General features: G+C 67.9%; 25 protein-coding genes and 1 riboswitch. Of the genes, 11 read left to right on the top strand and 14 right to left on the bottom strand.

What is annotated here, in order from left to right; translation table 11 throughout:
* Positions 1–17: 17 nt before the first annotated feature.
* Genes IDT60_RS18235 through clpB form a run of 3 tightly spaced genes read right to left on the bottom strand, consistent with a single transcriptional unit; the run spans position 18 to position 5,158 of the window.
* Positions 18–1,340 carry an alpha-amylase family glycosyl hydrolase gene (locus tag IDT60_RS18235; protein ID WP_191080132.1) on the bottom strand — a complete coding sequence of 441 codons (1,323 nt, stop codon included), beginning with the start codon at positions 1,338–1,340 and terminating at the stop codon, positions 18–20.
* Positions 1,341–1,394: 54 nt separating this feature from the next.
* On the bottom strand, positions 1,395–2,450 hold the full coding sequence (locus tag IDT60_RS18240) for a DNA polymerase IV (protein WP_191082014.1): 1,056 nt from the start codon (positions 2,448–2,450) through the stop codon (positions 1,395–1,397).
* A gap of 53 nt (positions 2,451–2,503) precedes the next feature.
* Positions 2,504–5,158 carry an ATP-dependent chaperone ClpB gene (clpB, locus tag IDT60_RS18245; RefSeq protein WP_191080133.1) on the bottom strand — a complete coding sequence of 885 codons (2,655 nt, stop codon included), beginning with the start codon at positions 5,156–5,158 and terminating at the stop codon, positions 2,504–2,506.
* Positions 5,159–5,391: 233 nt separating this feature from the next.
* On the opposite strand from clpB, the gene IDT60_RS18250 reads away from it, so the two are divergent.
* Complete coding sequence (locus tag IDT60_RS18250) at positions 5,392–5,733, top strand: hypothetical protein (protein WP_164204470.1); 342 nt, start codon at positions 5,392–5,394, stop codon at positions 5,731–5,733.
* 5 nt (positions 5,734–5,738) lie between these two features.
* Here the strand turns inward: IDT60_RS18250 and IDT60_RS18255 are convergent, their stop codons facing one another.
* The 6 genes from IDT60_RS18255 to IDT60_RS18280 all read right to left on the bottom strand — a co-directional run bounded on the left by IDT60_RS18255 (position 5,739) and on the right by IDT60_RS18280 (position 11,263).
* Entirely contained in the window at positions 5,739–6,410 is a 672-nt protein-coding gene (locus IDT60_RS18255; RefSeq protein WP_191080134.1) for a hypothetical protein, read from the bottom strand.
* Between the two features lie 121 nt (positions 6,411–6,531).
* The gene (locus IDT60_RS18260) at positions 6,532–7,596 is read right to left on the bottom strand and encodes a sulfate/molybdate ABC transporter ATP-binding protein (protein WP_191080135.1); all 1,065 of its coding nucleotides are present in this window, start codon (positions 7,594–7,596) and stop codon (positions 6,532–6,534) included.
* Positions 7,593–8,447: an ABC transporter permease gene (locus IDT60_RS18265; RefSeq protein WP_191080136.1), complete on the bottom strand. Its 855-nt coding sequence runs from the start codon at positions 8,445–8,447 to the stop codon at positions 7,593–7,595. Before IDT60_RS18265 ends, IDT60_RS18260 begins: the two co-directional genes overlap by 4 nt.
* Before the next feature lie 8 nt (positions 8,448–8,455).
* Positions 8,456–9,253, bottom strand: coding sequence for a molybdate ABC transporter substrate-binding protein (modA, locus tag IDT60_RS18270; protein ID WP_191080137.1), 798 nt, complete (start codon positions 9,251–9,253; stop codon positions 8,456–8,458).
* Positions 9,250–9,660, bottom strand: coding sequence for a molybdopterin-binding protein (locus IDT60_RS18275; RefSeq protein ID WP_164204460.1), 411 nt, complete (start codon positions 9,658–9,660; stop codon positions 9,250–9,252). Before IDT60_RS18275 ends, modA begins: the two co-directional genes overlap by 4 nt.
* A gap of 34 nt (positions 9,661–9,694) precedes the next feature.
* Entirely contained in the window at positions 9,695–11,263 is a 1,569-nt protein-coding gene (locus IDT60_RS18280; protein WP_191080138.1) for an FAD-dependent oxidoreductase, read from the bottom strand.
* Between the two features lie 194 nt (positions 11,264–11,457).
* Between IDT60_RS18280 and IDT60_RS18285 the strand changes: the two genes are divergently transcribed.
* Positions 11,458–12,792 carry an FAD-binding oxidoreductase gene (locus IDT60_RS18285; RefSeq protein WP_191082015.1) on the top strand — a complete coding sequence of 445 codons (1,335 nt, stop codon included), beginning with the start codon at positions 11,458–11,460 and terminating at the stop codon, positions 12,790–12,792.
* Positions 12,793–12,857: 65 nt separating this feature from the next.
* On the top strand, positions 12,858–13,727 hold the full coding sequence (locus IDT60_RS18290; RefSeq protein ID WP_191080139.1) for a DUF4031 domain-containing protein: 870 nt from the start codon (positions 12,858–12,860) through the stop codon (positions 13,725–13,727).
* 39 nt (positions 13,728–13,766) lie between these two features.
* Here IDT60_RS18290 and IDT60_RS18295 read toward each other — a convergent pair whose 3' ends face one another.
* From IDT60_RS18295 to IDT60_RS18305, 3 genes are all read right to left on the bottom strand, one after another.
* Positions 13,767–14,168 (bottom strand): YccF domain-containing protein, encoded by a 402-nt coding sequence (locus IDT60_RS18295; RefSeq protein WP_191080140.1) that lies wholly within the window; start codon positions 14,166–14,168, stop codon positions 13,767–13,769.
* Between the two features lie 89 nt (positions 14,169–14,257).
* Positions 14,258–14,857, bottom strand: a complete 600-nt coding sequence (locus IDT60_RS18300; protein ID WP_191080141.1) for a phosphoribosylanthranilate isomerase — start codon at positions 14,855–14,857, stop codon at positions 14,258–14,260.
* 82 nt (positions 14,858–14,939) lie between these two features.
* Positions 14,940–15,779: an aminoglycoside phosphotransferase family protein gene (locus IDT60_RS18305; RefSeq protein ID WP_191080142.1), complete on the bottom strand. Its 840-nt coding sequence runs from the start codon at positions 15,777–15,779 to the stop codon at positions 14,940–14,942.
* 66 nt (positions 15,780–15,845) lie between these two features.
* Here IDT60_RS18305 and IDT60_RS18310 point away from each other — a divergent pair, with 66 nt between their 5' ends.
* From IDT60_RS18310 to IDT60_RS18340, 7 genes are all read left to right on the top strand, one after another.
* Positions 15,846–16,469 carry a HutD family protein gene (locus IDT60_RS18310; protein ID WP_191080143.1) on the top strand — a complete coding sequence of 208 codons (624 nt, stop codon included), beginning with the start codon at positions 15,846–15,848 and terminating at the stop codon, positions 16,467–16,469.
* An 82-nt stretch (positions 16,470–16,551) separates the two neighbouring features.
* Positions 16,552–17,082: a ferritin gene (locus IDT60_RS18315; protein WP_164204444.1), complete on the top strand. Its 531-nt coding sequence runs from the start codon at positions 16,552–16,554 to the stop codon at positions 17,080–17,082.
* 145 nt (positions 17,083–17,227) lie between these two features.
* Positions 17,228–17,293, top strand: a riboswitch (guanidine-III (ykkC-III) riboswitch).
* Between the two features lie 10 nt (positions 17,294–17,303).
* Entirely contained in the window at positions 17,304–17,627 is a 324-nt protein-coding gene (locus IDT60_RS18320) for a multidrug efflux SMR transporter (protein WP_191080144.1), read from the top strand.
* Entirely contained in the window at positions 17,627–17,989 is a 363-nt protein-coding gene (locus IDT60_RS18325; RefSeq protein WP_191080145.1) for a multidrug efflux SMR transporter, read from the top strand. Before IDT60_RS18320 ends, IDT60_RS18325 begins: the two co-directional genes overlap by 1 nt.
* Positions 17,990–17,998: 9 nt before the next feature.
* A complete protein-coding gene (locus IDT60_RS18330) occupies positions 17,999–18,664 on the top strand; it encodes a nucleoside/nucleotide kinase family protein (RefSeq protein ID WP_191080146.1) in 666 nt (221 codons plus the stop codon).
* 157 nt (positions 18,665–18,821) lie between these two features.
* Complete coding sequence (locus IDT60_RS18335; protein ID WP_191080147.1) at positions 18,822–19,817, top strand: aldo/keto reductase; 996 nt, start codon at positions 18,822–18,824, stop codon at positions 19,815–19,817.
* Between the two features lie 25 nt (positions 19,818–19,842).
* Positions 19,843–20,493, top strand: coding sequence for an MBL fold metallo-hydrolase (locus IDT60_RS18340; protein ID WP_191080148.1), 651 nt, complete (start codon positions 19,843–19,845; stop codon positions 20,491–20,493).
* Positions 20,494–20,694: 201 nt separating this feature from the next.
* Here the strand turns inward: IDT60_RS18340 and IDT60_RS18345 are convergent, their stop codons facing one another.
* Positions 20,695–22,638 carry a DEAD/DEAH box helicase gene (locus IDT60_RS18345; protein ID WP_191080149.1) on the bottom strand — a complete coding sequence of 648 codons (1,944 nt, stop codon included), beginning with the start codon at positions 22,636–22,638 and terminating at the stop codon, positions 20,695–20,697.
* A 417-nt stretch (positions 22,639–23,055) separates the two neighbouring features.
* On the opposite strand from IDT60_RS18345, the gene IDT60_RS18350 reads away from it, so the two are divergent.
* Positions 23,056–23,781, top strand: coding sequence for a cyclopropane-fatty-acyl-phospholipid synthase family protein (locus IDT60_RS18350; RefSeq protein WP_191080150.1), 726 nt, complete (start codon positions 23,056–23,058; stop codon positions 23,779–23,781).
* Here the strand turns inward: IDT60_RS18350 and IDT60_RS18355 are convergent.
* On the bottom strand, positions 23,774–25,147 hold the full coding sequence (locus IDT60_RS18355) for an MFS transporter (RefSeq protein WP_191080151.1): 1,374 nt from the start codon (positions 25,145–25,147) through the stop codon (positions 23,774–23,776). The genes IDT60_RS18350 and IDT60_RS18355 overlap by 8 nt on opposite strands.
* Between the last annotated feature and the right edge of the window lie 17 nt (positions 25,148–25,164).

The raw sequence follows: 25,164 nt of genomic DNA on the forward strand, positions 1-25,164 counted from the left end.
CGCAGATCGCAACTGCCTTAGCCCAGGACAGCCCATCCTTGCGGCGGCACCAGGACGGCGTTGCCACCGGCGTCGATGGTCGCCTGTCCGGCGACGACGGCGGTGGCGCCCCCTGCGCTGACCCGCTGGGTGTCATGCGAGAGGTTCAATGCGACCACGAGCGCATCGGCGTCAACCGCGATGCGGTATGCCAGCACCTCGTTGGAGAGATGAAGGACGTCCGTGGTGGCACGGTGCAGCCATGGATTCCTTCGCCGCACCCCGATGAGCTCCTGGTGCATTGCGAAGATGGGTCTTCCCACGGTCGAGAGCTGGTTGGGGGAAGAGGGGAAAAGCGGCCTCACGTCGTCGTCGCCCCCGGCCCTGTCCTCCTTGACGCCCCGGTAGCCCTGCTCGTCGCCGTAGTAAATGGACGGCGTTCCGCCGACCGTGAGCAGGACGACGACGGCGTGCGGCAGCAGCGCAGCATCGGTGAGCTTGCTCGCGATGCGGGTGACGTCGTGGTTGCCGATGAAGGTGAGCGGTGCGTAGGAGCCCAACAGCGCGTTGTGCCGTTCTAATGCGGCAGCGAGTTCGAAGAAATTCGCGTCGTTGAGGGAACTCCAGACAGCCTTCCAAAGCTCGTATTGCGTGGCCGAATCGAGTCCGCCGGACCGGACCTCCGCCGCATAGTCGCCGTGGATGTACTCGCCCACGAAGTACGCGTCCGGATGGGATGACCGAACGCGCGCCGTGACTGCGGCCCAGAACGACGACGGGACAGCATAGGCGGCGTCGAGCCGCCAGCCGTCCGCACCCCGGTGCAGCCAGTGCTCCATGACGTCTACGACAAAATCGGCAACGACCGGCTCGTCGTGGTTGAGTGCGACGAGGTGGCGGTGACCTTCGAAGTCGCGGTACACAGGTTCGACGCCGTGTGCGGCACCGCCGGGCCACTCCAGCGAGAACCAGGACGCGGTGTCCGCCTCCTGCCCGCGTGCGAGGACGTCCTGGAACGGGGCAAAAGAACGCCCGGTGTGGTTGAATACGCCGTCGAGCAGTATGCGGAGTCCACGTCTGTGTGCCTCGGCAACCAGGGTGTCAAAGTCCTGTTCGGATCCAAGCCGGGCATCGATCCGGAAGTAATCCGTGGTGTCGTAGCCGTGCGTCTCCGAGGCGAAGATGGGGCCGAGGGCCAGCCCTGACGCCCCCAGTTCCACCGCGTAATCGAGCCACGCGACAAGGTCCAGCAACCGGTGCTCACGGGCGGGTTCCGCTGTCGCGGTCTTCTCCGCGCCGACGAAGCCGAGGGGATAGATCTGCCACCAGATGGCGTGCTGGATCCAGGCGGGTTCGTTCATGGCGATGATGCCTTTCGGTTAGTTCCCGGCCCTGGAGCCAGACGTGCGACGCCGTCACCAGCCTCCGCGCGTCGGCGTATGTCCTTTTCGGGCGTCGTCGGGCATGGCCATTTCGGCGCGCAGGCCCAAGAGCCGGATGGGACGGCCCGCTTCGATCCCGGCTGCCAGGTCCAGGGCCCGCGCAAGGATATCGTCCCGGTCGAATGTCTCGGGAATCTTCCTCGCGTGCGTCTTGGTGACGAACGGAGCATACCGAACCTTGAGGGTCAGCCCAACCACGGGCCGTCCTTCGGCCACAACATCCTCCAGGACACGCGCTGTCAGCTCCCTGACGGCGTCGTCCACCTGGGCGGGATCGGTCAGGTCTGTCTGGAATGTTGTCTCCCGGCTATGTCCGCGGGCAACCCACGGGGTGTCGTCCACAACACTGGCGCCGTCCCCGCGCCCGAGCTCCGCATACCAAGGACCCATCCTGGGCCCGAACTTCGGGACGAGATCCTGGGGGTCGGACGCGGCGAGCTCGGCAACTGTCTTGATGCCGAGCTTGGCCAGCCGGCCCGACACTTTGGTTCCGACGCCCCACAGGTCCTTGGTAGGCCGGATGCCCATGACGTCAAGCCAGTTCCCGGCAGTCAGCCGGAAGACGCCGGCCGGCTTGCCGAAGCCAGTGGCCACCTTGGCCCGGACCAAAGTGTCACCGATGCCCACGCTGCAATGCAGCTGCGTTCGTGCCAGGACAGCGGCCTGCATCTGCCGGGCATAGGCTTCCGGGTCCTCCGTCTCAATGCCGACAAAGGCCTCATCCCAACCCAGCACCTGCACCGTGGCGCCGGGCTGCTCGCGCAGGGTGGCCATCACTGTTTCAGATGCCGCGAGGTACGCCTCATGATCGACCGGAAGGATCACGGCGTCGGGCACTTTCCTGGCCGCAATGCGTAGCGGCATTCCGGAACCCACGCCGAACGCCCTGGCTTCGTAGGACGCCGTGGACACCACCGCCCGTTCCGTGGGGTCACCCCGGCCGCCCACAATGATCGGCTTGCCCGCGAGTTCCGGCCGCCGGAGCACCTCGACCGCCGCGATGAACTGGTCGAGATCGACATGCAGCACCCACCGGATTCCGCTCACGCCACCAGTCTGCCCTAAACAGCAGCAGAGAGTGCCTACTCCTTCCGCCTCACCACCAGGCCGGTGCCGGCGGGAGCCCCGCCGTCGGGCCCTGCCGCTGCCTCGAGGCCCTCGACGGTGAGTTCGTCGACGTCGGCCGCGGTATCCACCCGGACGGTGTCGCCGTCCGTGATCGCGCCGGCGAGGATGGCCTTCGCCAGCCGGTCGCCGATCTCACGCTGCACCAGCCGGCGGAGCGGCCGCGCACCATAGGCGGGATCAAAACCGGACATGGCCAGCCAGGCGCGGGCGCCCTCGGACACTTCCAGGGTCAGCCGGCGGTCATACAGCCGCTTTCCGAGCTCGGCCACCTGCAGTTCCACGATGTGCGCCAGTTCATCCACGGTCAGGGCGTCGAACAGCACCACCTCATCCAGCCGGTTCAGGAACTCCGGCTTGAAGGACGCGTTCACGGTGGCCATGACGGCGTTCCGCTTGGCCTCCGCGGAGAGCGTCTGGTCCACCAGGAACTGGCTGCCCAGGTTCGAGGTGAGCACCAGGATGGCGTTGCGGAAGTCCACGGTGCGGCCCTGGCCGTCGGTGAGGCGGCCGTCGTCGAGCACCTGCAGCAGGATGTCGAAGACTTCCGGGTGGGCCTTCTCCACCTCGTCGAGCAGGATCACCGAGTACGGCCGGCGGCGGACGGCCTCGGTGAGCTGCCCGCCCTCCTCGTAGCCGACGTAGCCCGGAGGTGCCCCGACGAGCCGAGCCACCGAATGCTTCTCGCCGTATTCGGACATATCGATCCGCACCATGGCGCGTTCGTCGTCGAACAGGAAGTCCGCGAGCGCCTTGGCGAGTTCTGTTTTACCCACGCCGGTGGGGCCCAGGAACAGGAACGAACCCGTGGGTCGGTTGGGGTCGCTGATGCCGGCCCGGGCACGGCGGACGGCGTCGGACACGGCGGTTACGGCCTTGGACTGGCCGATCAGGCGCTTGCCGAGCTCCTCCTCCATGTGGAGCAGTTTCTGGCTCTCGCCCTGGAGCATGCGTCCGGCGGGAATGCCGGTCCAGGCGGAAATGACCTCGGCGATGTCATCGGCGGTCACTTCCTCAGCCACCATCTGCGCGGGTTTGTCTGCCGCTGCTTCGGCGGCTGCGGCGGCAGCCAGTTCGCGTTCCACTGCCGGGATTTCACCGTAGAGCACCCGCGACGCCGTCTCCAGATCGCCCTCACGCGCGGCCTTATCGTAGGCGGACCGCAGTTCATCCAGCTTCGCCTTGAGGTCACCCACCCGGTTCAGGCCGGCCTTCTCGGCTTCCCACCGGGCATTGAGCGCATCCAGCTCCTCGGTCTTGTCCGCCTTGTCCGCGCGCAGGGCAGCGAGGCGCTCCACCGAAGCGGCGTCCTTCTCGTTCTCAAGGGCCAGTTCTTCCATGGTGAGCCGGTCCACGGCGCGGCGCAGCTGGTCGATCTCCTCCGGCGCGGAGTCGATCTCCATGCGCAGCCGGGAGGCGGCCTCGTCCACCAGGTCGATGGCCTTGTCCGGCAGCTGCCGGCCCGAAATGTACCGGTTGGACAGGGTCGCGGCGGCCACCAGCGCCGAGTCGGCGATGGTCACCTTGTGGTGCGCCTCGTAGCGTTCCTTCAGGCCGCGGAGGATGCCGATGGTGTCCTCCACGCTCGGCTCGCCCACATACACCTGCTGGAACCGGCGCTCCAGGGCAGGGTCCTTTTCGATGTTCTCGCGGTACTCATCCAGCGTGGTGGCGCCGATCAGCCGCAGTTCGCCGCGGGCCAGCATGGGCTTGAGCATGTTGCCCGCGTCCATGGAGGACTCCCCCGTGGCGCCGGCACCCACCACCGTGTGGATCTCGTCAATAAACGTGACGATCTGCCCCTCGGAGTTCTTGATCTCCTCCAGGACAGCCTTCAGGCGTTCCTCGAATTCGCCGCGGTATTTGGCGCCGGCCACCATGGACGCAAGATCCAGGGCGATCAGGGTCTTGCCGCGCAGGCTTTCCGGGACGTCATTGGCCACGATCCGTTGGGCCAGGCCTTCCACCACGGCCGTTTTGCCCACGCCGGGCTCACCGATGATCACCGGGTTGTTCTTGGTGCGGCGGCTCAGGACCTGGATGATGCGGCGGATCTCGGTGTCGCGTCCGATCACGGGGTCCAGCTTGCCCGACCGCGCCATCGCAGTGAGGTCAGTGCCGAACTTCTCCAGGGACTGGAACGTGTTCTCCGGATCCGGGCTGGTGACCTTCCGGTCGCCGCGGACACCCGGCAGGGCGGCGAGCAGCGCTTCATGGGAGGCGCCGGCGTCGCGCATTAACCTCCCGACGGCGTCACTTCCGGCGGAGAGTCCCAGCAGCAGCACTTCGGTGGACACAAAGGTATCACCGAGGCGCTCGGCCTCGTTTTTGGCGTTCTGGATTGCCTGCAGGGCGGGGCGGGACAGCTGGGCCTGCTGCGTTGAGCCGCCCGATGTAGCCGGCAGCGCCTTGATGGCGCTGCTCGCCTGGACACTGACGGCGTCCGGGTCGGCGCCCGTGGCGCGCAGGAGTGCGACGGCCACACCTTCCCGCTGGTCCATCAGCGCCTTGAGCAGGTGGGCCGGTTCAACCTGCGGATTCCCTGCCGTGGAGGCGTTCATGGCTGCAGCCGAAAGAGCCTCCTGGCTCTTGGTGGTGAATTTGACGTCCAAAGAGAGCTCCTTCCGGGAAGTGCATATTTGCTAAGTTGAGTCTACTACGCTCAACTTTGAACCGCGCAACACCGGGAGCATTTTTGCCCACAGCGAACCCGGCTTCCGTGGCCGCCTGGCGGCAGCCTGGGAAGTAGTGTCCTTGCACTGTATCGCCGCCCATTGGATCAACCTAGGATCGATGTGTGACCGGGGACCACAGCTCCGCCGGCGCACTTCAGCGGAGGTTTGCCATGAAGAAGTTTGCCGTTCTTTACATCGCACCCCAGTCAGCCCAGGCCCAGATGGCGCAGAGTTCGCCGGAGGCCGCACAGGAGGGCATGAAGGCGTGGATGGAGTGGGCGGACCGTGCCGGAAGCGGCATTGTGGACATGGGCAGCCCTTTGGGAGAAGGCCGGGAAATCACCGCTACAGGCGCCTCCGAGGTCAGCAGCAGCAACCATGTTGGCGGATACGGCATCCTGCAGGCCGAGGACCTCGCAGGCGCCGAGTCGCTGCTCGAAGGACACCCGCACCTCATGATGCCCGGCGCCAGCATCCAGGTCTACGAGTTCCTCGAACTGCCGGGGATGTAGGGGCGTCAGGCCGCCGGGTAGCCTGCGGCGGGCTTGGTCTCGATGTAGTTGATGACCAGGAACTCCCCCGCCGGGACCAGTTCCACATACCAGCGGGTCGGCTTGTCCAGGTCCTCCCAGCTGCCCTGACCGGCCATCACGGGGCGGTAGACGGCGTCGAACTTCAGGAACGTCCCGCTGTCCGTGGCGCTGGAATCTATCTCCTGGAGGAGTTCGAACGTCCCGCGCCCGCTTGATTCGGGTTCGGCACGGCGGACGGCCGCGAGGTTCTGCTGGTTCCTAACCTTCACGGAGGCAAAGTATTCCTGCCAGGCCACGTCGCTGTGCGTGGTGAACAGGGTGCCCGAATACGCCTCCGCGTTCCTGGCCGCGAGCCTCTCAACGCAGTTTTCCGGGACGGCTGTGCCTGGACTCCACGCCGTGACCAGCTCGGAACCGGCGTTGAGCCAGCCGCTGTAGGCGTTCAGGACGCTGCCGATCGTCTCGCGGGGAGTGCCCAGCGGGATACGGACCGGGGTCAGGTACACCTCGGCAACGAACGGGCACTCGGGCGGCAATACGGACACGGGACTGGCCGGCGCGATGTCCGGCAATGGCGTCGGCGACGGGAACAGGCTGCAGCCGCTGAGGCCGGCCAGGAGCGCGAGTGCGGCAGCCGCCGTCGTAATTTTCTTCATCTTGTATCCCCCCATACCGCCGCCGCGTCCGGACGACGCTGACCAGCCTACCCCTGCCGGGAGTGCGGGAAGTGAGAGAGCGTCTGCCAAAAACCCGCATTAAGTGAGAGAGCGTCGGTGGTTAGGCGGGGTAGATGGCCACGGCACCGGCCTTGATCACGAAGTACACGCGCATCCCTGGCGCGAGCCCCAGATCGGCGGCGGCCTCCGGCGTGATGTCCGCACTCAGCTGCCCGCTCTCGCCCCCGCGGACGCGGACCTGGTCCCCGTGCGGCTCCAGGTCCGTGATGGTCACCGGGAAGGCATTGCGCGGGCTGCCGTGCGCTTCGGACAGGAAAACGGAAACGGCCGACGGCGGGAAGACCGCCACCCCAGGCAGTCCGGCGGGCAGGGGGCCGGGAAGGTCGCGGTGCTGTCCGTAGAGGCTCAGCCCGCCGGCCTGAAGGCCGTGTTCCGTGACCTCGCCGGCCAGAAAGTTGAGCCCGGCGAGCCCGGCGGCGAACCGGCTGCGCGGCCGCTGCAGGATCTCCCGGGTGGGGCCTTCCTCGCTGATCCGGCCGTTCTCCAGGATCACCACACGGTCGGCCAGCATCAGGGCATCGAGGACGTCGTGCGTGATGATGATGGCCCGGCGGCCGGCCAAGACGCGTTTGAGCAGGCGCCGGAGCAGCGGCGCGGCGTGGATGTCCAGTGCGGCCATCGGCTCATCCAGCAGCAGGAGCCCGGGGTCCGCGGCAAGCGCCCGGGCGACTGCCACGCGCTGCGCCTGGCCGCCGGACAGCTCCGCCGGGCGCCGGGCCTGGAGGTCTGTCGCCTCCACCTCAGCCAGCCACCGCAGCGCTGCTTCCCTGGCTTCGAGTTTGGAATAGCCGGCGCTCCGGGGCCCGAACGCCACGTTGTCCAGCACGTTCAGGTGCGGGAACAGCAGGGGCTCCTGGGCCAGGAGGGCGGTGCCGCGGTGATGCGGCGCGGCCCACGTGCCGCGGCCGGCGCTGAGGTCAAAGAGGCTTTTGCCGTCCAACTCCGCCTTGCCTGAGTCCGGGTGCAGCAGACCCGCAATGACGTTCAGGAGCGTGGACTTGCCCGCGCCGTTGGCTCCCATCACGGCCACCGTCTCGGCCGGTCCGACGCTGAGGGACACGTCGAAACCCCGCTGGTCCACGGCAGCCTGAACCCGGAACGTCACCGGACCGCACCGCTCGTGGCGGGCGCCGGCGTCGTACTCTCCGCGCTGACGGGCCTGCCCGCGCGGGGGCTGCGGTACGCGAGCGCCACCACGGCGACGGCCACCGCGACGAGGACCAGGGAAAGCGCGACGGCGGCATCGGCGTCCGTTTCGCGCTGCAGGTAGATTTCCAGCGGCAGGGTCCGGGTCACCCCCTGCAGGCTGCCCGCGAACGTGAGGGTGGCGCCGAATTCGCCGAGGCTGCGCGCGAATGAAAGGACGGCCCCCGACGCGAGTCCGGGCAGCACCAGCGGAAGCGTCACCCGGCGAAGGACGGTGCCGGGACCGGCGCCGAGCGTGGCGGCCACGGCTTCGTATTTGGCCCCGGCGATGCGCAGCGCACCTTCGAGGCTGACCACCAGGAACGGCAGCGCCACAAAGGTCTGGGCGAGCACCACGGCTGTGGTGGAGAAAGCGATTTGAAGGCCGGCCACCTCCAGCGTTTTACCCAGCAGGCCCTGCCGGCCGAACGTGTACAGCAGCGCGATGCCGCCCACCACCGGCGGGAGGACCAGCGGCAGGAGGACCAGCGAGCGCAGGACCCGCTGGCCCGGGAAACTGCCGCGGGCCAGCACCAGTGCGAGCGGGACACCCAGGACGATGCACAGCACGGTGCTTGCCGCCGAGGTGCGCAGGCTCAGGCCCAGCGCTGTCAGCGAGGATTCCGACGTGACCAGCGGGATGAAGTTGGCCCAGTTGACCTTCGCCACCATGGCCGCCAGCGGAAGCACCACGAGCAGCGCCCCGGCTCCCGCGACGGCGTAGATCCAGCCTGGAATGCCGGTGTAGGTAACCGCTTTGCGGGCCGTCATGGCACGCCTCACGGTTTGCCGAAACCGGCTGCAGCCAAGGCCGCCTGGCCTTCGGGGCCGCGGACGAACTCCACAAACGCGTCCGCCGCGGGTTTGTTCCGGGCGCCCTTCACGGCGGCGATGGGGTACGTGTTGACGGCGTTGGCTGCCTCCGGGAACGGGATCTCCTCCGCCTTGTCGCCGGCGGTTTTAGCGTCGGTGACATAGACGAGCCCGGCATCGGCCTCCCCCGAGGTGACCTTGCCCAGGACGTCGGTGACCGAGGATTCCTCACTGACCGGACGGAGGGTGGTGCCGGTTTCCTGCTCGATGGCGTTGGCGGCAGCACCGCAGGGAACCTGGCTTGCGCAGGCCACTACTTTGACGCCGGCCTTGGCGAGGTCTCTGAAGCCGGTGATGCCGGCCGGGTTGCCGGGCGGGACCACGACGGTCAGGGTGTTGGTGGCAAAGTTCCCGGGTTCGCCGTCCGCCAGCCCCTCCCCCTGCAGCTTGTCCATGTTCCGGGTGTCCGCGGAGGCGAAGACGTCGGCCGGGGCACCTTGGCTGATCTGGGTGACGAGGTCCGCCGAGCCGGCGAAGCTGAGGGTGACGTTCGTTCCCGGGTTGTCCGCCTCGAACTTTCCGGCCAGGACCGTAAAGGCTCCCTTGAGGGAGGCGGCCGCGAACACGGTGAGCGTTTTTCGCTGACTTGCCGCGCCGCCGTCGCCCGTTCCCCCCTGGCCGGCTGTTCCCCCCTGGCCCGCCGGGGCGCACGCGGCGAGCACCAGACCCAGGGCAGCCAGGGCAGCGGCCGCGGCGCGCTTCATGCGGAGCCCTTGCCGTGCGGGGTTTCGATGATGACGGTGGTGGCCTTGACCACCGCGGTGGCCACGGAGCCGAGTTCCAGGCCGAGGTCGCGGACCGCTTCGCTGCTCATGAGTGAAACCACCCGGAACGGGCCGCACTGAAGCTCCACTTGCGCCATGACTTTGTCCGCAGTGATGCCCGTGACCAGCCCGACGAACCGGTTGCGCGCGGAACTGCCGCTGCGGTGCGGATCGTCGGGAAGCTGGGCGAGCTTCTGCGCGTGCCTGGCCAGTTCCAAGCCGTCCACTGCCAGGCGGCCGGCGTCGTCCTTTATGGCGGTGAGGCTGCCGTTGTCCGTCCAGCGCCTGATGGTGTCATCGCTGACGCCGAGGAACCGGGCCGCTTCGGAAACGCGAATCGTGGGCATTTGCCCATAATAGTCCGCATTTGCGGCTTCTTCCCTAGGTGAGGCTCTCCGGAAGGTGTTCCGGTCCTGGCGGGAGGTCTCTGTTGGCCGGGCCATGGATGACGGTGCCGTCAACGGCGAAGCGGGAACCGTGGCAGGGGCAGTCCCAGGTGGTGTCGGCAGGGTTGAACTCGACCGTGCAGCCAAGATGGGTGCAGATGGCGGACAGGGAATGGATGATTCCGTCGGCGTCTTTGTAGACGGCGGTACTTTTGCCTGCAACGTCAAGGACCGTTCCCTCGCCGGGGGCCAGCGTGATCCGGTCCGGTGTCACCGGGCTGGCTTCCCCGGACTGGTTCGTGTCGTTTTCCGCTCCGGCAACGTCTTCCGGGGAGGCTGTGCCTTCCGCGGTGGCAGGGCTGTCCGGCGTTGCCCGGTTGCTGTCGAACACCGCGGCCCAGGGGTTAACCCTCCCGCTGATGGTGTCGGCCAGCATGAGGGCGGCAGCTGTTCCATTGGTCAGGCCCCATTTGCGCAGCCCGGTGATGACGTACACGTGCCGGGCATCGGCGGACATCAGCCCGACGTAGGGCAGCCCGTCCACCGGCATGTTGTCCTGGGTTGACCACCGGTAGGCGACGTTGTTCACGCCGAGCCTGTCACGGGCGAAGGCGGCCAGCCTGTTGTACCGGCCGGCGGTGTCGCCCGCCTCGGACACGGGATGGCCTTCGCCGCCCACCAGCACGTAATTCCGGCCGCCGGCACCGACGTCGGCGCTGACAGTAAGGATGGAACGCATCGGTTCGTCCACGCTGATGAACGTAGCGTCCAGCGGCGGGCCGTCCACACGTCCGGCGACGATGTAGGAACGGTGCGGCCGGCACCGTGAGCCGAAGGCGTCGTCGCCGAACGGCACGTTTGTGGCGACGATGATGTCCCGCGCACGCACGCTGCCGCCCTCGGTGTCCACCACGCCCGGGCCGGCGTCGTGAACCTGCAGCGCGCGGGTCTGCTCGAAAACGAAGCTGCCGTCGCCGTGGACCGCGCGGGCCAGGCCCTGGAGGTACTTGACCGCATGGATCTGTGCCTGCCCGTCGAAACGGACCGCGCCCTTGACCGGGAACGGCAAAGGCACGTCCGTGGTGAACGCCGAGGGAAGGCCCAGGCGTGCGGCGAGGGCGGCTTCGGCACGGACACGCTCCAGGGCGTCGTCGGTTTCGGCGTAGGTGTAATTGCTGACCACGTGAAGGTCACAGTCGATGCCCTCCTCAGCCACCACCCGCTGTATGTGGCCGATCGCCGCCTGGTTGGCCTCGCCGTAGACGCGCGCCGTCCCGGTGCCGTGGATGCGGTCAAGCTCGGTGTAGGCAAGCCGGTGCAGGGAGGTGACCTTGCCGGTGGTGTGGCCGGTGACACCGGTTCCGACGCGGGCCGCCTCGATGACCGCGACGGTTCGCCCGGCCCGTTTGAGCGCCAGCGCGGCCGTCAGCCCTGCGATGCCGGCCCCGATCACCGCTACATCCGCCTCCAGATCCCTGTCTAGAGCCGGATAGCCGGTGTCCTCCGCGGAAGCGAGCCAGAGGGATTCCGGTTCCCCTTCGAGGTCACCGCCTGGTGCGTCCATCTCAACCTCCCGATGCCCGTGGGCGCCTGGCCATAGGTGCTGATCATCCCCCGTCCCCGGCGGAATATCAACGCTTCCGGCACGCTTCACGCTGCGGAGTAACCGCAGGTCAGCGGATGACTATAGAAACTTCCCGGGCGGCCGTCCTACGCTATGGGGAGGGGAGGGGCCGCAGTCGCTGAGGAGCGTTTGTGATGAAGTGGGTTAAGCCTGACAGCCCCGATTTTGACCAGGCCCGCAAGGTCTTCAACGCCATGATAGACAGGCGCCCGGCCATCATCGCCCAGTGCTCCAACGACGAAGACGTGGCCGAGGCCCTCTTATACGGCCGCGGCATTTCCCTCCCGATTGCCGTCCGGGCCGGCGGGCACTCGGTGGCGGGCATGTCCACGAACGACGGCGGCCTGGTGATCGACGTCCGGCCCATGAAATCGATCGACGTGGACCCGGAGTCCGGCATCGTCACCGCGGGTGCGGGCGTCACCTGGGGCGAGTTCGACCGCGCCACCCAGGAGCACGCGCTTGCGGTCACCGGCGGGCGCGCGTCCACCACCGGCATCGCCGGTTTCACGCTGGGCGGCGGATCGGGCTGGCTGGAACGCTCCTACGGCTTCGCCTGCGACAGCCTCGTCTCGGTGAACCTGGTGACGGCCGACGGCGACAGGGTCACCGCGAGTGCCACACAGAATCCGGAGCTCTTCTGGGCCCTGCACGGCGGCGGCGGGAACTTCGGTGTGGCCACGTCCTTCACGTTCCAGGCGCACCGCCTGAGCCCCGTGGTGCATGCCGGGATGTGGCTGTGGCCCGGCGAGGAGGCCCGGGATGTCTCGCGTGCGTTCCGCGACCTGGCCCTCGCGGCACCGGACGGCGTGGGCTTGGGGCTCCTCTACGTGACCGCACCCGCCGAACCCTTTGTGCCGGAGCGGATGGTCGGAAAGATGGCCCCGCTCATCGTTTACGTCTACGCCGGAGATCCCGAGGAAGGCTCCGAACACGCCAGGCCGTTCCGCGAACTCGGCCCGGCCATCGACCTGGTAAGTGACACACCCTACGCAGACTTCAACGGCTCCCTGGATGACCCGCCGGACCACTACAACTACTGGAGCGCGGACTATCACGACGAACTGCCCGATGCCGCCCTGGACCTCTTTGTGGACTCGGCCCGGAACCTCCCCGATGCCACCTCACAGCAGCTGATCGCCCGCTGGGGCGGCGCCGTAGGCGGTAACGCGGCCGCGGCCACTCCGCTGATCAACCGCAATGCCGCCTGGGTCAGCCATCCATACGGCATCTCCCCCACACCCGAAGAAGGCCAGCGGGCCAAGGCCTGGGTAAAGGATTTCCGCGAGAAAATCGCACCCTATGCCACCGGCGGGGTGTGGCTGAACTTCATCGGCAACGAGGGGCAGGACCGGATCCGGGCCGCCTTCGGCAACGGCAATTATGCACGGCTGGCCAGGGTCAAGCGCGACTTCGACCCCAAGAACGTGTTCCAAGGCAACCAGAACATCCTCCCGGCGGGCTCCTGATCCTGTGTTTCCCTTTCGTGCCCGTGCGTTCCAGCCCGCAGACCGGCCCGAACTAGACTTCCTTCATGGCGATTTACCTGGATCCGCCCCTGTGGCCTGCCCACGACACCCACTTTTCGCACCTTATCTCGGACACCTCGCTGACGGAGCTGCACGCCTTTGCGGCAGCGGCCGGCATCCCGGAGCGGGCGTTCGACGGCGACCATTACGACGTCCCCGAGCGTCGGTTTGATGACCTTGTGGCCGCGGGCGCCATCCCCGTCGAGGCCCGGATCCTGGTCCGCAGGCTGATCGCCAGCGGGCTCCGCATCCCCGCCCGGCAGCGAAGCAAATCCTTGAAACTGCCGCTCCTGAACCGGTGGGAAAGCATCATGCCCGGCCACGATGCCCTCTTCCTGGACCTGCTGGACCGGTGGGGCGAAGATCACCGCAAGTACCACGGCCGCACCCACCTCCTGGCTGTGCTCGAGGCCCTGGACCTGCTCACCGATCCCGCCGACCCGCCGCGCACCGTGCTGCTGGCAGCCTGGTTCCACGATGCCGTCTACCGCGGGATCGCAGGCCAGGACGAGGAAGAATCGGCCCGGCTGGCCGAGGACCGGCTGGCTGACGCGGGGCTTCCGCCGGCCGAGGTGGAGGAAGTGGCCCGGCTGGTTCGGCTGACCTCTGATCACCAACCGGAAGCAGGGGACGACGACGGCGCCCTCCTGTGCGACGCGGACCTCTCGGTCCTCGGCGGCGAGCCTGAGCCGTACGCCCGGTATGTGGCGGCCGTCCGGGAAGACTACGCACACATCGGCGACGCAGACTTCGCGGCGGGACGCGCCGCCGTCGTACGCCGGCTGCTGGCACTGGACCCGCTCTTCCACACCGCGCGGGCCCGGGATCTGTGGCTGGATGCTGCCCGCCGGAACCTACAGGGCGAGCTGGCCTAAGCGTCGCACGTCCGGACGGCAACGCGTGCTGCGCGCCGGCTAGCGGTACGCGGTAATGAACGGCGTGTTGGCGGGCACAATCTGTTTGCCCAGCGGCATCAGGCTCACCGGAATGAGCTTCAGGTTGGCGATGGCCAGCGGGATGCCGATGATGGTGATGGCCATGGCGAAGGCCGTGACCACATGGCCGATCGCGATCCAGATGCCCGCCACCAGCAGCCAGATGACGTTGCCCACGAGCGAGAAGACGCCGTTACCGCCGGGCTTGTCCACCACCATGCGTCCGAACGGCCAAAGCGTGTACGCCGCAATCCGGAAGGAGGCGATGCCCCACGGGATGGTCACAATGAGCAGGCAGCAGATGATGCCGGCCAGGAAGTAGCCCAAGGCTAGCCACAGTCCGCCGAAAACCAGCCAGATGATGTTGAGCAGTGTCTTCATCTGTCCATTGTGCCCCGCGGGGTCCGACAACAACGTAGGGGTCTGCCCTGATTGTGCCCTGAAATCCCGGCCGCGATGGCCGTGGCGGACTACCCCTTGGCGGCCTTCACGAAAGCGCTGATCTTCTCCACGTCCTTCACCCCACGCGAGGCCTCGACGCCGGAGGAGACGTCCACGCCCCACGCACCGGAGGCTGCGGCGGCCTCGCGGACATTGTCCGGGCTCAGCCCGCCCGCCAGCAGCCAGTTGCGGCCCTGGAGCTCGGTGACGTCCGCCATGGAGGCGTAGTCCCAGGTCTCTCCGGAACCGGGGACGGCGGCGTCGATCAGCAGGACGTCCTCGCCCCAGTCGGCGAACGCGTCCGCAGTGGCCGCCATGGTGACCGCCCGGATCAGCTTCATGCCGGCGTCGTGCACCGTCTTGACGTCTTCAGGGGTGACGTCGCTGTGGAGCTGGATCCACTCGAGTCCGGCGGCGCGGGCGATTGCAAGGGCGTCGGCCACAGGTTCGTGCCGGAACACTCCGATGGCGGCCACTCCGGCAGGCACGTCGGCCAGGAGGCCGGAAACCTGGGACGGTGAGACCGCCCGCGGGCTCGCGGTCAGCACAAACCCAACGGCGTCAGCCCCGGCCTCGACGGCAGCGCGGACCGATTCCGATGTACTGAGACCACATATTTTGACGAACATTCCGGGCTCCTTCAGGCTGTCTTCGCAGTGTCCCCCGGGAGGACACTAGCAGGGAATAGGGGCCGCGCCGAGAGGTGCTGCCTTAGGGGCCCGACAACACGCGCTCCAGCATGGTCCGTCCGGCCTGTTCGAAGGCGGCATCCCCCACCTGGTTGGCCCAGACCACCGTGCCGATGGCCTGGTTCAGGTGTTCCAAACGCCAGAGGTCCGTCTCGCTGGCTCCCACCATCCGTGCATAGCCGTCATAAAACGCCGCTTCCAGTTCGGGCCTGCCAACGAACTGCTGGTGGCTGAGCCGCACGAGGTCGTGCACCCACGGACGCTTGTCCGCCCGGCCAAAATCGATGACCTTGACCTGCCCGTTCTCCTGGAGCCAGTTCCGCGGCTGGTAGTCGCCGTGCGTGGTCACGAGCTCCACGGCACCCGGTTCGAGCGCCTCCAGCTCCCTCGCGAGACTACCGATCTGCCCTTCCGGCACGAGCCCGTGGGCGCGCTTCATCCAGGAGTGGGTTTTGGCCCTTAGGGCCCTGGCATAGTGGCCGGAGACCCCTGCTGGTCTGTGAATTTTCTTCAGAAGTTCCCCGGCCTGGCGGTACGTTTCCGGGGCAATTTCGGCCTGCGTGCCCTCCACGAGGGTCCCGGGCAGGAACTCCGTCACCAGGATGCCGGCCTCCGCGGAGGCGTGCCGCAGTACCGGAACGCGGCCGGTCAGCCCCTCGAATCCGATGCCATGGGCTGCGATTTCGCGGCGGATATGGTGACTGGTGGTGCTCGCCTTGATGACGAATTCGTCGCCGCGGGGCGTGTCAACGTGGAGGACGGCGGTGTCCTGCAGGGGCCAGCTGTAGTCCCCCACCACGCTGAATGTACCGAGCCAGGATGCCAGTAGCCGGCTCTGCTCATCCGTGATCCCTGGGCACATCCACTCAGCATGCCACGAGTGGACCGGCCTGCGTGGCCCGGCCCGCCCACGAACTAGGCTGGACTGATGGAGATCATCCGCTTCGCAGAACTCAGGTCCGAACCGTGGCGCAACGGCGGCGGGGTAACCCGCGAACTCGCCAGCCACCCCAAGGCAGCCTCCGCGCAGGACGGCGCCTGGGACTGGCGCGTCAGCATCGCAGATCTCACCAAGGCCGGCGACTTCTCGGCGTTCCCGGGCATGGAACGGGTCCTGACCGTGGTGGACGGCGAGCTGCTCCTGCTGACGGTGGACGGTGCCGAGCATCCGCTGGAAAAGTACCGGCCGTTCCGCTTCTCCGGCGAAGCGGCTGCCCACGGCGCCCTGCCCACCGGCGACATCCGGAACCTCAATGTCATCACACGGGCGGACTCGTTCAAGGGGTTCACGTCCATCATCGAGCTGTCCAAGAAGCGCGCGCATCCGGTCTTTGAGGGCCAGCTCGCGGTCCTCCTGCAGGGGCAGGCCACCGTCAGTCCGGGCGCCGCCGAAGTTACGGAAAACGCCGAAGACGGCGACACAGCCGCCGCCCCCGCGGAACCCGAGGCACTCAACCGCTATGACGCCGTCGTGGGTTCCGATGTCCGCTCCCCCGAGATCCTGGGCCGCGGCTTCCTGGCAGTCGTTTCGATCGATCGCGTGGCGGGCTGACGCGGCTGCAGGCTAGCCTCGCCTTCGTTATCTGAGCCTTCCCACACTGGTCAGCCGCTGGCGGCGCTCCTAGACTCGGGCTATGACTTCCACACCCTTCAACGCGCTCCTGTCCACCCAGATCGGCAACGAATTCGCGGCCTCGCAGCAGTACATTGCCGTGGCCACGTGGTTCGCCAACCAGGATCTCCCGCAGCTGGCCCGCTACTTCTACCGCCAGTCCGTGGAGGAACGGAACCACGCGATGATGATGGTGCAGTACATGCTGGACCGCGACATCGAATTTTCCATCCCGGGCGTCCCCGCCGTCCGCAACGACTTCTCCTCGGTGACCGAGCCGCTGGCCCTGGCGCTGCAGCAGGAGAAGGAAGTGACGGGCAACATCGAGGCCCTGTTCCGTGCCGCCCGCGCCGAGGACGACGCCCTGGGTGAGCAGTTTATGCTCTGGTTCCTCAAGGAGCAGGTGGAGGAGGTCGCCTCCATGACCACCCTCCTGAACATCGCCGAGCGAGCGGACAACCTGTTCGACATTGAGAACTTCATCGCCCGCGAGACCATCGGCGACGGCGGCCGCGATTCCTCCGCCCCGCCGGCGGCCGGCGGCGCGCTCTAGCCTCCCCCTCCCCCAACTGAGTAGCGCTATCTGTCGTTTTGAGCGCTCGTAACGACAGATAGCGCTACCTACTTGGGCCCGGACCCCGGCGGTGAGGCTGGCCACCAACCCGGCCACCCGCCGTCGGGGTTTGCTACGCTGGAAATCAAGGCCCCGCAAACGGGCCTCCGGACGACGGTTCAGTACCCGGCACGCGACAAGACTGGCCAAAGGATCTTGTCATGTCGTGGATAATCCTCATTTTTTCCGGGGCGCTCGAGGCCGTCTGGGCCGCGGCTCTGCACCGGACCTTCCAAGCCACCGGCCAGCGCCGCATCGCCCCCGCACTCCTGTTCCTTGTCTCCGTCCTCGCCAGCATGGCCGGACTCGCCTTTGCCATGCAGACCATCCCCACCGGTACCGCGTACGCAGTGTGGGTGGGCGTGGGCGTGGTGCTGACCTCCGCCTACGCCATGATCACCAAGGCTGAACGTCCGACGACGGCGCGCCTGCTGCTGCTCACCGGCATCGCCGCGTGCGTGGTTGGCCTGAAGGTGGTGGCGTGATGACCAAGCGTTCCGTTGCGTGGCTGCTGCTGCTGGCCTCCGCCGTCCTCGAAGCCGTCTGGGCCACGGCCCTGGGCCTGTCCAACGGCCTCTCCGTTCCCCTCCCCACCGCGGTGTTCGCCGTGACCACCACCCTGAGCATGATCGGTTTGGGGCTGGCCATCCGGAGCATTCCCCTCGGCACCGCCTACGCCGTCTGGGTAGGCATCGGGGCGGCCCTGACGGTGGGCTGGGCCATGGCCACCGGCGTCGAACCTTTCAGCCTCCTGAAAGTGTTGTTCATCGCGGGGATTGTAGGCTGCGCAGCCGGGCTGAAGTCCCTGCCGGCTGACACCAAAGCCCGGGAGAAGCAGCCGGTCTAGGCTTTTGCCATGGACTCCCCCGAAATCTCCCTGGCCATGGATACGCTGAGGCACCGGCTCGACGGCGGTGGGCACGCCGGCGGGCTTGACGGCGGGCTTGACGGCGGACGCCGGATCCTGCTGGGCATCACCGGCGCACCGGGCTCCGGCAAGTCCACGTTCGCGGCCCGGCTGCAGCAGGAGTTCGGCCCCGACCTGGCCGTCGTGGTGCCCATGGACGGCTTCCACCTGGGCAACGCGATCATCGACGGAACCCCGCTGCGGCAGCGCAAGGGCGCCATGGACACGTTCGACGTCGGCGGGTACCTCTCGCTGTTGCAGCGGTTGGTGCGCCGGGACGAGTCGGTGGTCTACGCTCCCGAGTTTCGGCGGACTCTTGACGAGCCCGTGGCCGCGTCCATCGCCGTCCCCGCGGCTGTTCCCCTGGTGATCACCGAGGGTAACTACCTGCTGGCGGACACTCCTGAGTGGAAGCAGGTCCGGGCCCAGCTGGACGAGGTCTGGTTTATGGACACGCCTGCGGCCCTGCGGCTGGCCCGGCTGGTGGACCGGCACGTGGAGTTCGGGATGGACCGGGCTGCCGCGCAAGCCTGGGCATCGGGTCCCGATGAGGCCAACGCCGTGCTGATCGACGCCATGCGCCAGGGAGCGGACCGGATCATCCCCTGGGGCTAGGTTTTCTCATCGAGCGGCGACATCTCGGCGCTAAGCGTCGCCCAAAGCACCGAGACCTCGCCAATGGATGGGTGGGCGCGGAATACCTCTGCACACGGCGGGGTTCTTGGCTGGGAAACGCACCGCCTCAAGAGCCCCCAACGAACGGAGCACACTCATGACTGGACCATCGGTACACCTCGGCGACGGCCTCAACGTCAGCCAACTCGGCTTCGGCGGCATGGCCCTCACGCCGGTCTATGGCGAGGTTGATCCGCAGGAGGCCCTCACAACGCTGCACCATGCCGTGGACGCCGGCGTCAGCTTCATTGACACCGCGGACATCTATGGCGGGGGCAGCAACGAGGAACTCATCGCGCAACTGCTAAAGGACCGGCGGGACGAGGTGCAGCTTGCCACCAAGTTCTCCCTCGTTGGCACGCCGACGGACGGCTACACGGAGATCCGGGGCGACGCCGCCTACATCCGGCAGGCCGTGGACCGCAGCCTGAAACGGCTCGGCACTGACGTGATCGACCTGTACTACATGCACCGCCGTGACCTCCGCGTTCCGATAGTGGAAACCGTGGAGGCCATGGCGGGGCTGGTACAGCAGGGCAAGGTCAAACACCTTGGCCTGTCTGAGGTGACCGCGCAGGAGCTTGCCGAAGCCCACGCGGTACATCCGATCGCCGCAGTGCAGAGCGAGTGGTCCATCTGGAGCCGCGACGTGGAACGCAACGTTGTTCCGGCCGCGGCCGCCCTGGGCGTGGGCTTTGTGCCGTATTCGCCGCTGGGCCGGGGATTCCTCACCGGCACCGTCGACGCGTCCAGCCTCGGAGCGCAGGACTTCCGACGCCGGATCCCCCGTTTCGCAGAGGATGCCGCCGACGCAAACCAGGCAGTGGTGGCCACCGTCCGGACGGTTGCTGCGGAGCTTTCCGCCACACCGGCGCAGGTGGCCCTGGCCTGGCTGCTGGAACAGGGGAAGCGCCTGAGCCTGCCCGTCGTTCCCATCCCCGGCACGCGCAAAACGCACCGGATCGACGAGAACCTGGGTGCCCTGTCCCTTGCCTTTACGCCGACGCAACTGGCGGCGCTGGACCAGGCCGCGGACGCCGTCGTCGGCTCCCGCTCGGCGGATCCCACGTGGGTGTCCCAAGGCCGCGAATAACAGGGCCATGCCTAGACTGAAGCCCATGGACACGCTCATTCACGACCTACAGGACATCACCATCCGCCGGATTTCGGTCAGCGAGATGGACAACAATGTGTATCTCCTGACCGCCAAAGCCAGCGGCGCGCAGGTGCTGATCGATGCCGCGGATGATTTTCCGGCCATCCGGCACCTGCTGCGCGACGCCGCCGCGGACACCACGGCAACGCCCGCGCTGAAACTGATCGCCACCACGCACCAGCACTGGGACCACGTCCGCGCGCTGAAGGAGCTTGTGGAGGCAACCGGAGCTCGCACCGCTGCCGGAACAGACGACGCCGAGGCGCTGCCAGTAGGAGTGGACGTGCTGCTCAGTCACGGCGACGTGGGCAACTTCGAGGGCTTCGACCTGACCGCCGTGCACCTGCGCGGGCACACGCCGGGATCCATCGCGTTTGTCTACCAGGACCCGGCCGGGCCCGCCCACATCTTCGCCGGGGATTCACTCTTCCCCGGCGGCGTGGGCAACACCCAGAAGGATCCCGAGCGGTTCACCCAGCTGATTAATGACGTCAGCGAGCGGCTGTTCGACGCTTACCCGGACGACGCCCTGGTGCACCCGGGCCATGGGAAACCCACCACCCTCGGCGCCGAACGCCCGCACCTTGACGAGTGGCGCGCCCGCGGCTGGTAGGCCGGTTAACAACCAATCGAGTGCTCCGTAACTGCCGTTATGAACCTTCTAAACGGCGGTCTGGGCCCACGCCGGCAGGGTTCCCTGGGGGAGCTTGCGAGGCTAGGGTGCCGGTGGGGAGCACTCGATGGTGTTTAAAGCGTGGGCCCACGACCGCCGGGTTCCCTGACCGAGCTTGCGAGGTTAGGGAACGGTTGGGGCCTAGCGGCTGCGGCGTTCGTTCGAAGCCGGAGCCGATGCACGGCGGGGGCCGCTGCGGGCCGGACGGCCGCTGCCGCCGTTGCCTGCGTACGATCCACCCGACGTACCACCGGTGTTGGAGGACCAGACAGCCTTGTTGCCGGCGTTGCCGCCGCTGGCTGCTCCCGCGCCTGCGGAGCGCTGGCCGGACCCACCGGTCCGGGCACCTGCCCCTGCACCTGCGGTGCGGGCGCCGGCTGCGCGCTGGCCCGTTGCCGGACGGCCGTTACGCTGGCCGCCGGACGACGCCGGACGGCCGGAGGAAGCCGGACGACCGGTTCCGCCGCGGGGAGCATCGCTGCGGGTGATGCGGGAATCCGTGCGGCCCTCAGAGCTGCGTCCGTCTGAACCGCGGCCGGCCGACGCACGGCCGCCTGCCCCGGGGACGTCGTTGCGGTGCGTTGAACCAGTGGTGCCGCGGGCGTTGCGGCGAGCAGCGGCGGCCGCAATGGCGCGGTCCTCGTTCTGCTCTGCCACGCGGTCAAATGCTGCGCGTGCCTCGGTGCGGCCTTCGTAAGCCACGGCGCGGCGCTCTGCACGGGGCAGATCGGTGCGGGGAGCCTCGGCGGAGACGCGTCCACGTCCGCCGCGGCCGCCGCGGCCACCCGCGGTCGGAGCGGCCTGGCCACTCCGGCGGGCGCGCTTGCGCTCGGCGTTGGCACCGGTGGAGCTACCGCCGCCCTGCTGGCTGGCCTTGGTGGCCAGCAGTGCCGCACGGGTGCGGGGATCGATCTTGTCGGCCATTTCGCCCACGAGGTCAGCGACCAGCGGGGAGTTGGCGGTGACGCGCTCGAAGTTAACCTCGACGCCGGCAGCCTTCATCAGCTTCTTGACGTCGCTCTGCTGCTCCGGGAGGGTCAGCGTCACAACGGTGCCGTCCGAACCTGCGCGGGCGGTACGGCCTGAGCGGTGCAGGTAGGCCTTGTGCTCTGTGGGCGGATCCACGTGGATTACCAGTTCGACGTCGTCCACGTGGACGCCGCGGGCGGCGACGTCGGTGGCCACCAGGACGCGGACGTCGCCGGAGGAGAACTCGGCCAGGTTGCGGTCACGGGCGTTCTGCGAGAGGTTGCCGTGCAGATCGACGGCGGGGATCCCGGCGTCGGTCAGGGTCTTGGCGAGCTTGCGGGCGTGGTGCTTGGTCCGCATGAAAAGTACGCGGCGGCCGGCACCGGAGGCGAGCTCGACGATCAGCTGCTTCTTGACGGTCTGGTCGTTGACCACCAGCACGTGGTGTTCCATGGTGGTGACCGCGGCCTGCGGATCATCCACGGAGTGGGTCAGCGGGTTGGACAGGTAGCGCTGGACGATCTTGTCCACACCGTTGTCCAGTGTGGCGGAGAAGAGCAGGCGCTGGCCCTGGCTGGGGGTCATGTCCATGAGCTTCTTGACCACGGGCAGGAAGCCGAGATCGGCCATGTGGTCGGCCTCGTCCAGGACGGTGACCTCAACGGCTTCGAGGGTCAGGATGCGCTGGCGGATCAGGTCCTCCAGGCGGCCCGGGCAGGCGATGACGATGTCGACGCCGGCGCGCAGGGCCTTTTCCTGGCGGGCCTGGGAGATGCCGCCGTAGATCACGGTGGTGTTCAGGCCCATGGCCTTGGCCATCGGCTCGATGGTGGCGTTGATCTGGGTGGCCAGCTCGCGGGTCGGTGCGAGGACCAGGCCCATGGGGCGGCCGGGCTTGCGGAAGTGCTTGGCTTCCCGCTCAGCGAGTCGTGCTACAAGCGGGATGGCGAAAGCGATGGTCTTGCCGGAGCCGGTGCGGCCGCGGCCCAGGACGTCGCGTCCGGCCAGGGTGTCCGGGAGGGTCTTGACCTGGATGGGGAACGGCTCAACAATTCCCTGGGCGGTGAGTGTCTCGGCAAGGGCCTTGGGCGTGCCGAGGGCAGCAAAAGTAGTCATAGATTTCAAGGTCTTTCAGGCGGTATCCGTGCGGATATCGGCCCCCGATGCCGGTTGGCTCAAGGGTTTCGCCGAAGAAAAGTCAGGTGATCAACCGGGCTGCTGCCCAATTCAGGGCGGCTGCAGGGACCAAATGGAACGCGTTCATCGACGCAGGATGTGCCTCTCACATGAAAAAACCCGCTTCCCAATGTTGGGACTCCGGCGAAGGAGCAAGCGGGCATCACTGCACATCAAGTTTCACAAGCATAGCATCCCGGCACCCATAGCCCCGATTCGTCCCCACCCGCCACCCATGTAGGTAGCAGCAGATGCTGGTTTGAGGCCCATAACAGCATCTGCTGCTACCCAGTTGGGCCGGGAGCGCACTGGGCCGGGACCGTTGCCTTCGGCGGCGGGCCGGGGCAGGCTTGGGACATGACTGAACAGGGCGACATCCACCACCACTCAGCGCACGACGGCGACCTCCGCGAAGGAGATCAGCGGCAGCAGACTGCCGCTGAGGCCTGGGACGAAAAATACGGGAGTAAGCCGCAGATCTGGAGCGGCAAACCCAACCCCCAACTGGTCCGCGAATGCGGCGGGCTGCGGCCGGGCAAGGCCCTTGACCTGGGCTGCGGCGAAGGAGCCGACGCCATCTGGCTGGCCCAGCAGGGGTGGACGGTCACCGCCGTCGACGTTTCCTCCGTCGCGCTGGAACGGGCGGCAACACACGAAAAAGCCGCCCTGGACCGCGAAAGCGTGCATGCCGAGGGGGCGGGCGCCATCCCCAGCCGCATCCACTGGGAGCAGTGCGACCTGGACGAGTGGCAGCCCGGTGAGACCTACGATCTGGTGTCCTCCCAGTTCCTGCACGGCCCCAACCTCGTCTGGCAGGGTCCGCTGCGGATGGCCGCTGCGGCGGTCAAGCCGGGCGGCACGCTGCTGGTCGTCGGGCATCATCCGGACCGGCTGCCGCCCTGGGGAACCCACACCGCGCACGAGATGTTCTACACGCCGGCGCAGCTTGTGCAGGAGCTGGGCATTGCCTCCCCCGGCTGGCAGGTGGAGGTCAACACAACGCGCGACCGGGTCGTCACCGGCCCGGACGGACAGGACGCCGTCATCGGCGACACCGTGCTCAGGGCCACCCGGCTTACCTGACCCGCGGCGCCACCACCACCGCGGCAACGGCGACCACCGCCGCCAGTGCGAACACCCCTGCGAACGATTCCGCCGTCGTCGTAAATGCCGTGAACACAATGCCCGTGGTGGCGAGCGCGAGCGCGCCGCCCAGGGAGTCCGCGATGGACATGGCCGAGCTGTTGAAGCCTTCGTTGTCCTTGCTGGACAGCGCCAGCGTCATCACGCTCAGCCGCGGGTAGAGCAGCCCCATGCCGGCGCCGGCCATGGTCCAGCCGATGATCGCGACGGCGGCAACCAGGTGGAGCGCCGCCGTCGCCAGTGCCAGGACGATGGCCACCAGCACCAGCGCGGCTCCGATCCGCACTGCCCTGCGGTGCGGGAGCCGGGTGCCGAGGCGGCCCTGGATCGCGGCGGCGCCGGCCCACGCCACCGCTCCGATGGTGAGCGCCAGTCCCGCAAAGGCGGGCGGGAAGGCATACTCCTCGATCAGCAGGTACGGCAGGTACACCTCGGCCCCGAAGAAGGCGGCGCCGGCCAGGCCGCGCGTCAGAATCACGCTGGGCAGGCCACGGCGCGCAAGCAGTGTTCCGCGCGGCACCAGCGGGCGCACGGCAACCAGGGCAATGACGACGGCGGCCGCTGCCAGGAGTGCGGGCGCGGCGGGGGCGCCGGCGATGGTGACGTCGGCGGAAAGGTTCAGCCCCAGGACGGCAAGCGCGGCCAGCGCAGCCCAGGCAATCCGGCCCACTGCCCACGGCGGCGGCGTGTGCTGCACTGCCGGCGGGTCCATGCCGCGGAGCACCGGAACGATCATCACCAGCGCGGGAACCACCAGCCCCACCACGCCGAGGAACACCCAGTGCCAGCTCAGGACCTCCGCCACGATGCCGGCTGCGAACGGACCCACCAGGGACGGGACCACCCACGCGGCGGAGAAGGCTGCGAAGATTCCCGGATGGAGGGCTGCGGGATAGACACGGGCCACCACCACGTACAGCGCGACAGTCAGCGCACCGCCGCCGAGGCCCTGCACCAGGCGCCCTGTGACCAGCATGGGCATGGACAGCGCAGTGCCCGCGATGATCAGGCCGAGTACGAACAGGGCCACCGAAGCGTAGAGCGGAACCTTGGGCCCGCGGCGGTCAGACCAGTTTCCGGCCGCCACCATGCCGATCACACCGGTGGCCAGCGGCCCGGCGAAGGCCAGCGCATACAGGCTGGCACCGTCCAGTTCGCGGCTGACCACGGGCATGATGGTGGTGACGGCGAGGGATTCGAACGCCGCGAGGAACACCAGCGAGCACGCGCCGATGGTCACCCACAGGTACGGCCGCTGCAGGATCCCGGCGGTGGCCTCTGTTGAGGGGAGGGTGGAATCTCGCACGGCACCAGCCTGATCTT

Source organism: Pseudarthrobacter sp. BIM B-2242, from assembly GCF_014764445.1.
Taxonomy (GTDB): Bacteria; Actinomycetota; Actinomycetes; order Actinomycetales; family Micrococcaceae; genus Arthrobacter; species Arthrobacter luteus_A.

What these genes read in the sequence shown, in the direction of transcription:
- IDT60_RS18275 (WP_164204460.1), bottom strand. Translation starts at nt 9,660, where the DNA reads ATGCCCACGATTCGCGTTTCCGAAGCGGCCCGGTTCCTCGGCGTCAGC.
- IDT60_RS18345 (WP_191080149.1), bottom strand. Translation starts at nt 22,638, where the DNA reads ATGACTACTTTTGCTGCCCTCGGCACGCCCAAGGCCCTTGCCGAGACA.
- IDT60_RS18280 (WP_191080138.1), bottom strand. Translation starts at nt 11,263, where the DNA reads ATGGACGCACCAGGCGGTGACCTCGAAGGGGAACCGGAATCCCTCTGG.
- IDT60_RS18325 (WP_191080145.1), top strand. Translation starts at nt 17,627, where the DNA reads ATGACCAAGCGTTCCGTTGCGTGGCTGCTGCTGCTGGCCTCCGCCGTC.
- IDT60_RS18340 (WP_191080148.1), top strand. Translation starts at nt 19,843, where the DNA reads ATGGACACGCTCATTCACGACCTACAGGACATCACCATCCGCCGGATT.
- IDT60_RS18255 (WP_191080134.1), bottom strand. Translation starts at nt 6,410, where the DNA reads ATGAAGAAAATTACGACGGCGGCTGCCGCACTCGCGCTCCTGGCCGGC.
- IDT60_RS18300 (WP_191080141.1), bottom strand. Translation starts at nt 14,857, where the DNA reads ATGTTCGTCAAAATATGTGGTCTCAGTACATCGGAATCGGTCCGCGCT.
- IDT60_RS18335 (WP_191080147.1), top strand. Translation starts at nt 18,822, where the DNA reads ATGACTGGACCATCGGTACACCTCGGCGACGGCCTCAACGTCAGCCAA.
- IDT60_RS18235 (WP_191080132.1), bottom strand. Translation starts at nt 1,340, where the DNA reads ATGAACGAACCCGCCTGGATCCAGCACGCCATCTGGTGGCAGATCTAT.
- IDT60_RS18295 (WP_191080140.1), bottom strand. Translation starts at nt 14,168, where the DNA reads ATGAAGACACTGCTCAACATCATCTGGCTGGTTTTCGGCGGACTGTGG.
- IDT60_RS18330 (WP_191080146.1), top strand. Translation starts at nt 17,999, where the DNA reads ATGGACTCCCCCGAAATCTCCCTGGCCATGGATACGCTGAGGCACCGG.
- IDT60_RS18310 (WP_191080143.1), top strand. Translation starts at nt 15,846, where the DNA reads ATGGAGATCATCCGCTTCGCAGAACTCAGGTCCGAACCGTGGCGCAAC.
- IDT60_RS18315 (WP_164204444.1), top strand. Translation starts at nt 16,552, where the DNA reads ATGACTTCCACACCCTTCAACGCGCTCCTGTCCACCCAGATCGGCAAC.
- IDT60_RS18305 (WP_191080142.1), bottom strand. Translation starts at nt 15,779, where the DNA reads ATGTGCCCAGGGATCACGGATGAGCAGAGCCGGCTACTGGCATCCTGG.
- IDT60_RS18320 (WP_191080144.1), top strand. Translation starts at nt 17,304, where the DNA reads ATGTCGTGGATAATCCTCATTTTTTCCGGGGCGCTCGAGGCCGTCTGG.
- IDT60_RS18250 (WP_164204470.1), top strand. Translation starts at nt 5,392, where the DNA reads ATGAAGAAGTTTGCCGTTCTTTACATCGCACCCCAGTCAGCCCAGGCC.
- IDT60_RS18290 (WP_191080139.1), top strand. Translation starts at nt 12,858, where the DNA reads ATGGCGATTTACCTGGATCCGCCCCTGTGGCCTGCCCACGACACCCAC.
- modA (WP_191080137.1), bottom strand. Translation starts at nt 9,253, where the DNA reads ATGAAGCGCGCCGCGGCCGCTGCCCTGGCTGCCCTGGGTCTGGTGCTC.
- IDT60_RS18265 (WP_191080136.1), bottom strand. Translation starts at nt 8,447, where the DNA reads ATGACGGCCCGCAAAGCGGTTACCTACACCGGCATTCCAGGCTGGATC.
- IDT60_RS18350 (WP_191080150.1), top strand. Translation starts at nt 23,056, where the DNA reads ATGACTGAACAGGGCGACATCCACCACCACTCAGCGCACGACGGCGAC.
- IDT60_RS18285 (WP_191082015.1), top strand. Translation starts at nt 11,458, where the DNA reads ATGAAGTGGGTTAAGCCTGACAGCCCCGATTTTGACCAGGCCCGCAAG.